This window comes from Streptomyces sp. ActVer, assembly GCF_027270795.1.
GTDB lineage: Bacteria > Actinomycetota > Actinomycetes > Streptomycetales > Streptomycetaceae > Streptomyces > Streptomyces umbrinus_A.
This window is the reverse complement of sequence record NZ_JAPWHT010000746.1, coordinates 1-2,929: the sequence shown is the minus strand read 5'-3', so window position 1 is coordinate 2,929 and position 2,929 is coordinate 1. Positions and strand designations below refer to the sequence as shown.

Genomic DNA, 2,929 nt, shown 5'->3' with positions numbered 1-2,929 from the left:
TCCCCGGTGAGCTGCATACCGTCACCGGAGTCCCCCGCGAACCGGATGATCACCCGGTCCAGCCGGCGTACATCCTTTGTGCCCGCCGGTTTGCGCTGTTCTCCCACGACGGTTCCGTCGGCATGCTCGGCTGGACTGCTGACCTGACTGGTCACTGAAGTGAACCTCCTTCGAGGCGGCTGTCCGGGATCGGCCCTCCCGCAGGCCATCCCGGGTCCAACCCTACGTCGCTAAGGGTCGCCTTCCCCTGACCGTTCGTACGGTGGACCCCTTTTCGAGACCGTCGGACACCCAGATTTGCCATGATTTATCCGCCCCCCGGCGTTACCTGTGAAGACGCTTGGTGCTCATCCTTTGGTTCTCGTGCTCGCGATCGGCCTCGTGACTCGCACTCGGCCCTCGTGCCCACGATCGGCTCTCGTGCTCGCGTTGTGGTGGCGACTGCTTTTCGAGTTGTGGTGGATTTCCTGACACAGTGTCAGGTCGTCAGGAGTTCAGGTAGGTGAGGACCGCGAGAACACGCCGGTGATCCCCGTCACTCTGGGACAGGCCCAGTTTCATGAAGATGTTGCTCACGTGCTTCTCGACCGCGCCGTCGCTGACCACGAGCTGTCGTGCGATCGCGGAGTTCGTCCGCCCCTCGGCCATGAGTCCTAGGACCTCCCGCTCGCGTGGCGTCAGCCCCGCGAGGACGTCCTGCTTGCGGCTGCGTCCGAGCAACTGCGCGACGACCTCGGGATCCAGCGCGGTGCCGCCGCGGGCCACGCGGACGACCGCGTCCACGAATTCCCTCACCTCGGCTACCCGGTCCTTCAGCAGATAGCCGACACCGTGACTGGAACCGGCGAGCAGTTCGGTGGCGTACTGCTCCTCCACGTACTGGGACAGCACGAGTACCCCGAGTCCCGGGTGCTGCTTGCGCAGCTGCACGGCCGCCTTCACGCCCTCGTCCGTGTGCGTCGGTGGCATCCGTACGTCCGCGACCACGACGTCCGGCAGCGCGTCCTGCGCCGCGAACTCCGTGATCGTCTTGATCAACGCCTCCCCGTCGCCGACTCCGGCGATCACCTCGTGCCCACGGTCGGTCAGCAACCGGGTCAGGCCCTCCCTGAGCAGCACTGAATCCTCGGCGATGACCACACGCACCCTGTCCTCCACGATTGCTCGGCCCCCCACGCTCGTACGTCAACCCCCAGCATTCCAGCATTTGGGACCAACTGAGGGTGGGTGAGGGAATCGTTGTCGGTCCGCGGCCCTGAGGGCGGAGCCCCCGGTCGCGGGAAGCGGTGGGTCCGGGGAGAGGAAACTCCCCGGACCCACCGCCAACATGAAGGAAACCGCTCACCCCCGCCAGGGCAGCTCCGCCGTGATGCGGGTCGGCCCGGCGGCAGGGGAGTCCACCACGAGGATCCCGTCGACCGCGTCGAGCCGCTCCGCCAGCCCCGCAAGCCCCGAGCCGGCGGCGACATCCGCACCGCCCACACCGTTGTCGACCACCTGGATCATGAGCCGGTTCTCGATCCGCCAGACATCGACGGAGGCCCGGGTGGCCCCCGAGTGCTTGCTGATGTTCTGCAGCAGCTCCGAGACGGTGAAGTACGCGATCCCCTCGATGGCCGGCGCCGGCCGGGCCGGCAGATCGACCTCGACCTGCACGGGAACCGTGCACCGGGACGCCACCGAGGACAGCGCGGCGTCCAGACCGCGGTCGGTGAGGACCGCGGGATGGATCCCGCGCGCCAGGTCCCGCAGCTCCTGAAGCGCCGTCTTCACCTCGCCGTGCGCCTCGCCCACCATCCGCGCCGCCGCCTGCGGATCCTCCGTGAGCTTCTCCTTCGCGAGCCCCAGATCCATGGCGAGGGCCACCAGCCGGGCCTGCGCGCCGTCGTGCAGATCGCGCTCGATGCGCCGCAGGTCGGCAGCCGCCGTGTCGATCACGACGCCCCGGTCCGACTCCAGCTCGACGACCCGCGTGGCCAGCTTCGACGGCCCGAGCAGACCGTGCACCAGCAGCCGGTCCACCTGCGTCAGTGCCCGCACGATCCACGGCGTGGCCATCGTGAGCAGCAGGCCCACCAGCGCGGTCACCGTGATCTCGAAGGGGTTGTCCAGATAGATGCTGTGCCCCTGGTCCCCGTACAGCTGGAGCCCGTCCTGCCCGCCGTAGACCGGGAACAGCCAGAACCACAGGGGGTACGTCAGCATCGCCCAGCCGTACGTCCAGAAGCTGATGGCCACCGAGAAGGCGAACACGGCCCAGGGGAAGTGCAGCACCGAGTACAGCAGGTGCCGCCAGGACGCGCCGCTCTTCAGCGTCGCGCCCATCCACGCCATCGCGCCCTGCTTCGACATCCGCAACGGCTCCGGCGCCGCGACGTCGAGCCCCAGCAGCGCGCGAGCCCTGGTCCGCTCCAGCGCGCCGAGACCGCGGCAGCCCGCGAGGGCGGCGGCGAGTACCGGGATGCCCAGGAACGTGACCAGCAGGCCCGCGCCGAGGGACGCCATCGTCACGGCGAAGGTGAACATGATGATGCTGATCGGCAGACTCAGCATCAGATACCCGAACTCACGCCAGCTGCGCGCCTCGATCGGCGCCCGCAGCGCGGCCGGGAGCAGGTGCCGCCGCTCCTCGGCGCCCTCCCCGCGGAAGCCGGGTCCGCCGTCCCACCCGTATCCCTGTCCGTACTCCGTGGCCATGGCCGCCGTCCGTTTCTACTCGTCCGCTGTTGTAACTCCACAGTGCTCGGTCCCGCGCAGCCGGGACATGGAGCGAGTCGGCGTCTTGGGGCGGGGGTTTTCCCTACCTTCTGGGGGCCGGGGCCCAAGTTGGGGTTGGGACTGGGGCCGCGGCCGGGCTTGAGGCTGGGTTCGGGGTACGGCTGAGGCTGTGCAGCGCGCCGGGCCCACGACGGTGGCCGGCATGAATACA

Annotated in this window: 2 protein-coding genes; both read right to left on the bottom strand. The window is 68.9% G+C overall.

What is annotated here, in order from left to right; all coding sequences use genetic code 11:
* Positions 1-486: 486 nt before the first annotated feature.
* Positions 487-1,158 carry a response regulator transcription factor gene (locus O3Q52_RS51495; RefSeq protein WP_189844607.1) on the bottom strand — a complete coding sequence of 224 codons (672 nt, stop codon included), beginning with the start codon at positions 1,156-1,158 and terminating at the stop codon, positions 487-489.
* A gap of 183 nt (positions 1,159-1,341) precedes the next feature.
* Positions 1,342-2,697, bottom strand: a complete 1,356-nt coding sequence (locus O3Q52_RS51490) for a sensor histidine kinase (protein ID WP_269655305.1) — start codon at positions 2,695-2,697, stop codon at positions 1,342-1,344.
* Positions 2,698-2,929 lie beyond the last annotated feature (232 nt).